This window comes from Alcanivorax sp., from assembly GCF_014762765.1.
In the GTDB taxonomy this organism is placed as follows: Bacteria; Pseudomonadota; Gammaproteobacteria; order Pseudomonadales; family Alcanivoracaceae; genus Alcanivorax.
The window spans coordinates 1-6,299 of sequence record NZ_JABURH010000199.1; the positions used below are offsets into that span (position 1 = coordinate 1).

Genomic DNA, 6,299 nt, shown 5'->3' on the forward strand with positions numbered 1-6,299 from the left:
GCAGCAACCATCCAGCCAGACAGGTACAGGTAACGACGCTTGGTGCCACCGAAGTACTTCTTGATGGAGATCATCTTCTGCTGGCCGATGAAGCCGTGCCAGCAACCCAGGGACTGGGTGTACTTGGAGTTGTCAGCGTCATAGGCCGCCATGTCTTCACGCATGATCTTGGCGTTGTACTTGGCGATGTCCAGATGCGTGTTGAAACGGTTTTGCAGACGCATGCGAACAGCAGATTCCGGATTGATGTCTTTCCAGGTGCTGTTGGCACCAATCACGGAGCTAAGTGCTTCGATGTCTTTGGTGTATGACATGGTGAACCTCTGATTAACAAATTGGTTTATCGATACCGGGAGGGGCAACCCTGCTCATGCCAGACAGAACACATGCCGGTCTACCGATGCGGCGCATTCTAGAGCCCGCAGACCCATAAACATAATCAATATGATCTATGTTCGGTATTTTTCTGGTGAATATAAGGGGTAATTCGTAGCCTGCGCCGGTCATTCTGCTTGCCGCAACGACCTTGCCGACGGCGCTATCCCCAACAATCGCAAGGCCGGCTTGCCAATCGGCAACCCGGTCTTCAGGGTGGAGATATCTGCCCATTTTCCCGGACACACTGCCATTGATCAATGTCCCATCCGGCGGCAGTTACCGCATCGCCCGCCGATTTACACCTTGCACACAGTGACCCGAATGCGGCTTTGCTACTATGATCTTCCCTTGGCATAGAGAGTGCATTGCCGTTTTTCAGATAATTGTTGTGGTTGTGTTCAGGGATATAAAAATGACGAAGGGGAATCTATGAAAGCGCTTAGCCCGGTGGATCAACTTTTCCTGTGGCTGGAAAAACGACAGCAGCCCATGCATGTGGCCGGACTGCAATTATTTTCCTTTCCGGAAGATGCGGGCCCCAAGTATGTCAGCGAACTGGCCCAGCACATGCGCGACTACTGCAGCCCGGTGGCGCCATTCAACCAGCGCCTGACCCGCCGGCTGGGCCAGTATTACTGGACCGAAGACAAGCACTTCGACATCGACCACCACTTCCGCCACGAGGCCCTGCCCAAGCCCGGCCGTATCCGTGAGCTGTTATCGCTGGTCTCCGCCGAACACTCCAATCTGCTGGACCGCGAGCGCCCCCTGTGGGAAGCCCACCTGATCGAAGGCATCCGCGGGCGACAGTTCGCGCTTTACACCAAGATTCACCATTCCGTGGTGGATGGCATCTCTGCCATGCGCATGGGCATGCGCGCCCTGTCCACCGACCCGGACGAACGGGACCTGCCGCCGGTGTGGGCCTATCAGCCGAAAAAACGCAGCCGGTCGCTGCCCAGCAATCCCGTGGATGTGGCCTCCAGCCTGGCGCGGCTCACCGCCGGCATCAGCAAGCAGGCCGCCACGGTCCCGGGCCTGGCCCGGGAAATCTACAAGGTCAGTCAGAAGGCCAAGAAAGACGAAAACTATGTGTCCATCTTCCAGGCGCCGGACACAGTACTCAACCAGACCGTTACCGGTTCGCGCCGTTTTGCTGCCCAGAGTTATTCACTGGCACGCCTGAAAGTGATCGCCAAGGCCTTCAACTGCACCATCAATACCGTGGTGTTGGCCATGTGCGGCCATGCCCTGCGCGAGTACATGATCAGCCAGAACGCCCTGCCGGATGAGCCGTTGATTGCCATGGTGCCCATGAGCCTGCGCCAGGATGACAGCGCCGGCGGCAACCAGATCGGCATGATCCTGGCCAATCTGGGCACCCATATCTGCGACCCGGCCAACCGGTTGCGGGTGGTGAATGACTCGGTACAGGAAGCCAAGGAACGCTTCTCGCAGATGAGCCCGGAGGAAATCCTCAACTTTACCGCTCTCACCATGGCACCGACCGGTCTCAACCTGCTCACCGGGCTGGCACCGAAATGGCGCGCCTTCAATGTGGTGATCTCCAATGTACCCGGCCCGAAAGAACCGCTGTACTGGAATGGCGCCAAGCTGAAAGGCATGTACCCGGTTTCCATCGTGCTGGACCGCATCGCGCTGAACATCACGCTGACCAGTTACCAGGATCAGCTGGAATTCGGCCTGATCGCCTGCCGCCGCACCCTGCCTTCCATGCAGCGGCTGCTGGACTACCTGGAGCAGTCCATCCGCGAGCTGGAGATTGCCGCGGGGATTAAATGATAGGCGCAAGTTGAAAGTGACAAGTTGCAAAGCGCGCGGAAGGCCCTGCTTGGCGGACAGCGCCGCTGCCGCGATTAACAGCCGGTAGGTCGCGGGCACAGCCCCAAAAATGCGCCCCAACCTAACCCGCGCCTTGCAATTTGAAACTTGTAACTTGGAACTCTTCTCCCATGCCCACTGAACTGAACCGCATCCTCCGCGGCGACCTGCCCTGCTGGGAAATTCGCCACCGTAACCAGACCCTGGTAATCGCCGAACAAGGTGCCCAGGTGCTGGAGTATCAGCGGGATGGCGAGCATCCACTGATCTGGCTCAGTGAGGAAGCGGCGTATCACCGCGGCCAGGGCGTGCGTGGCGGGGTGCCGGTGTGCTGGCCCTGGTTCGGTGGCCTGGATTTCAACCCGGAAGAGATCCGCCAGCAATATGCGCTGGCAGAGCCTCCCGCCCACGGCCTGGTCCGCCAGCAACCCTGGGCACTGACGCATTCCGAGCAGGATGATGAACAGATCACCCTCACGTTTGCCCTGTCTCCCCATGCCGACCGGCAATCCCTACCCTCCGTGGAACCCTCCCTGATCGTTCGCCTGGACGACGGCTTGAGCCTGACGCTTCACAACCATAACCATGGCAGCCAGCCGGTATGGATCAGCCAGGCCCTGCACAGTTACTTTGCTGTCTCTGACTGTCGGCAGGTTGAGATTCATGGTCTGGACAGCTGCCCCTATGTAGATGCACTGGATGACTGGCAGCGCCACCAGCAAGAAGGCCCACTGACGTTCCACGGCGAAACCGACCGCCTCTACCTGCAACTGCCCGACACCCTGCATATTGATGATCCCGCCTGGCAGCGCCGGCTGACCCTGTCGGCCTCCGGCAGTCGTTCCGCGGTGGTATGGAATCCCTGGATCGATAAAAGTCGTCGCCTGACACAGTTTGCCGACGATGCCTGGCAGCGAATGCTCTGTATAGAAACTGCCCGTGTCCTCGACAACGCCCTGCTGCTGGGCCCTGACGAGCAACACAGCATGGAGGTTCGCTTTGTGACAACCGCGTTATAACTGCCGGTTTAACCGGCCATAAAAAGGGGTGGTGCTCGCCAAAAAAGGAGGGTAAAGTCGGAAATGGCTGCGAATTATGGCCGTGGATTAGTTTGGTAATTGTCTTCCCTGCGTGAAGCTGAAGTTGTCTCCGAACACCGCCCAACATGGTTTGCAAGCAACACTCAAAGTAATAGTTTCGAGGTATAGATTCACATGGCTACAGGTACTGTGAAGTGGTTCAACGAGTCCAAGGGTTTTGGTTTCATTTCCCAGGACGATGGTGGTGCGGACGTATTCGTTCATTTCAGCGCAATTACCGGCTCAGGCTTCAAAACCCTGGCCGAGGGTCAGAAGGTTTCCTTCGAGATCCAGCAGGGCCCCAAAGGTCCGCAGGCCGCTAACGTGGTTGCTGAATAAGCGATTGCATTAGCAAGAAAAAAGCCCGCTTCGGCGGGCTTTTTTTATGTCTGGCGAAAACAAGGCAGCTCCACCCTCTCCGTAGGAGCGTCGCTCGCGGCGCGATCCTAGGTTGGCCTATCGCGCCGCAAGCGACGCTCCTACGGAAAAGCTTGATCATTACCTACAGGCTTTTCAGCCGCTAACGCTTTTTCCCCGGGCTATCTCTCATCACCCTTGAATCCATGGACTCACTGCATCATGGATACAAACTGAGGCAAGGGCGTTGCTCACAACCGCATCAACACTATCTGATCACCGGAGTTACCCGAAACCGGATACCCTGGTTTGAGAATACCCACAGGGCACGACTGCTTTCGCGCAACTTCCTCAACCTGGACCAGCAAGGGGCCTGCATGTCTCTATGCTTTGTGGTGATGCCGGACCATTTTCACTGGTTGTTGGAGCTGTCCGATAAGCATTCCCTTTCGCAAACAGTAGGCATGCTAAAGAGCCAGACTGCCCGAGCCATTGGGCAATCCATCTGGCAGCGAGGGTTCTATGACCACGCCCTGAGACGAGAAGAGGATATCCTGCAAACTGCCCGCTATATCGTCGCTAATCCGCTCCGAGCCGGTTTGGTAAAAAGCGTCAAAGATTATCCCTATTGGTATGCCATCTGGCTGTAGGATCACATTTTAACCGTAGGAGCGTCGCTCGCGGCGCGATTCCATACGTTGGGCTATCGCGCCGCGAGCGACGCTCCTACGAAGGGGATGCGGTGGTTTTATTCAGGGTTGGAAAAGCGGCTGGTCGAGGAGTTGTTTGCGTTGGCGCCAGTCGGGCATGCGGGCGTCCATGAGGGCGTGGAAGCCGGGGCCGTGATCCATGTGTTGCAGGTGACAGAGCTCGTGCATGACCACGTAATCCAGCGCCGCCGGCGGATAGTGCAGCAGGGCCATGTTCAGGTTGATGTAGCCCCTGGCAGACAGCGATCCCCAGCGGGTGCGCATTTTTTTCACCCGCAGCACCGGCTGTGAATAACCCTGGCTGGCAAACCAGGGGAACTGCCGGGCAATGCTGTCTTCGAACAGCGTCCGCGCCTGCTTGCGCAGCCAGTTTTCCAGCACCTGCCTTACTGCTGGCTCGCTGTCCGGCTCCGGCACCCGGATCTGCAGATAGCTGCCGGACACCGCTACCCCGTTACGCCCGGCGGACACATCCATGGTCAGCGGTTGCCCGCGGAACGGGAACGCCGCCCCATCCTGCCAACGTTGTCGGGGCCGACTGGCCTGACGATGTTGCTGATCGGCAATCCACTGGCGGCGACTGTCCACGAACGCCTGCACCATCCGCAACGACGCCCGCTGCGGCGCGCGCACCTGCACCCGGCCATCGTCCAGCACGCGCAGCTCCAGGCTGCGGCGTTTGCTACGGATCAGTTCGTAGTCAGTCATGGAAGTTGCAAGTCACAAGTTACAAGTTTCAAGGCGCGGTCCAGGCATTCGGGGCCGGAGATGCCGTGCTCGCGAGCCCAGCATGCTGGAGCGCGGCCGGGGTCTTTGCAAGTTGGCAATAACCTGAACCGCGTTGCAACTTGTAACTTGTCTCTTGCAACTCAGGTGTTTTGCATCTCTTTATCAAGCTGCTGCTTCACCGCATCCGCCGGCGAGGCATAGGGTGCCAGCCACTGGTACAACACCGGGATAATAAAGAGTGTCAGCACGGTGGCAAAGAGCAGCCCACCGAGAATCACCACACCGATGGTGAAGCGGCTTTCCGCCCCGGCGCCGGTGGCCAGTACCAGCGGGATAGCGCCGAAGATGGTGGAGATGCCGGTCATCAATACCGGGCGGAAGCGCACGATGGCGCCCTGATAGACCGCCTCTTTCACTGCCAACCCCTGGTCGCGCAGCTGGTTGGCGAATTCCACGATCAGGATGCCGTTTTTGGCCATCAAACCCAGCAGCATGATCATGCCGATCTGGCTGTAGATGTTGAGGCTGTCGCCGGTAACACGGATGGCCAGCACCGCCCCGGCCAGGGCCAGGGGGACGGTGAGCATGATGATCAGCGGGTGTATCCAGCTTTCAAACTGGGCGGCCAGCACCAGGAATACAATCACCAGGGCCAGTGCAAAGGTAACCAGGATCGCCGCTGCGGATTCCTGCAGTTCTTCGGCCATGCCCTTGTAACCGATACGTGCGTCCAGGGGCAGTCGTTCCCGGGCCTGTTCTTCCACATAGGTCATGGCTGCCGCCAGGTCGTAGCCGTCGGCCAGGTTGGCGGACAGGGTGATGGCCGGCAGCCGATCCACCCGGCGCAGCTCCGGGGCATCGCCGGTGGTGGTCAGTTCCACCACGCTGGAGAACGGCACCAGCTCACCGTTGGCGGCGCGCAGATAGATCGGCAATACATCATCGGGGCCCTGGCTGTTGCGTTTTTCTGCTTCCAGCAGCACATCGTATTCACGTCCCCGGTCCACGTAGGTAGACGCGGTGAGAGTAGCGAACATGGCTTGCAGGGTCTGACCCACATCGGTAGCGGTGATGCCCAGATCCGCGGCCCGCTCCCGATCCAGCTTTACGTCCAGCTGTGGCTGGGTCTGTTCGAAATCCGTATCAATACTGGTCAGCCCCGGGTTTTCCCCCATGGCTTCCATCAGTGTTTCGCTCCAGGCCA

6 protein-coding genes and 1 pseudogene are annotated in these 6,299 nt (G+C 58.6%); 4 read left to right on the plus strand and 3 right to left on the minus strand.

Annotation, left to right across the window (positions count from 1 at the left end; translation table 11 throughout):
• Nucleotides 1–314: pseudogene (locus tag HUJ17_RS15495) on the minus strand (isocitrate lyase); the annotation flags it as partial.
• A gap of 493 nt (nucleotides 315–807) precedes the next feature.
• Between HUJ17_RS15495 and HUJ17_RS15500 the strand changes: the two are divergent.
• The 4 genes from HUJ17_RS15500 (at nucleotide 808) to HUJ17_RS15515 (ending at nucleotide 4,306) form a co-directional block, all read left to right on the plus strand.
• The gene (locus HUJ17_RS15500; protein ID WP_290511541.1) at nucleotides 808–2,181 is read left to right on the plus strand and encodes a wax ester/triacylglycerol synthase family O-acyltransferase; all 1,374 of its coding nucleotides are present in this window, start codon (nucleotides 808–810) and stop codon (nucleotides 2,179–2,181) included.
• 170 nt (nucleotides 2,182–2,351) lie between these two features.
• Nucleotides 2,352–3,239: a D-hexose-6-phosphate mutarotase gene (locus tag HUJ17_RS15505; protein ID WP_290511542.1), complete on the plus strand. Its 888-nt coding sequence runs from the start codon at nucleotides 2,352–2,354 to the stop codon at nucleotides 3,237–3,239.
• 195 nt (nucleotides 3,240–3,434) lie between these two features.
• Complete coding sequence (locus HUJ17_RS15510) at nucleotides 3,435–3,638, plus strand: cold-shock protein (protein WP_011590014.1); 204 nt, start codon at nucleotides 3,435–3,437, stop codon at nucleotides 3,636–3,638.
• A 224-nt stretch (nucleotides 3,639–3,862) separates the two neighbouring features.
• The gene (locus HUJ17_RS15515; RefSeq protein ID WP_290511543.1) at nucleotides 3,863–4,306 is read left to right on the plus strand and encodes a transposase; all 444 of its coding nucleotides are present in this window, start codon (nucleotides 3,863–3,865) and stop codon (nucleotides 4,304–4,306) included.
• 102 nt (nucleotides 4,307–4,408) lie between these two features.
• Here the strand turns inward: HUJ17_RS15515 and HUJ17_RS15520 are convergent, their stop codons facing one another.
• Nucleotides 4,409–5,074 (minus strand): SprT family zinc-dependent metalloprotease, encoded by a 666-nt coding sequence (locus HUJ17_RS15520; RefSeq protein ID WP_290511544.1) that lies wholly within the window; start codon nucleotides 5,072–5,074, stop codon nucleotides 4,409–4,411.
• A gap of 161 nt (nucleotides 5,075–5,235) precedes the next feature.
• On the minus strand, nucleotides 5,236–6,299 hold a 1,064-nt coding region (locus tag HUJ17_RS15525; protein WP_290511545.1), incomplete at its 5' end, for an efflux RND transporter permease subunit.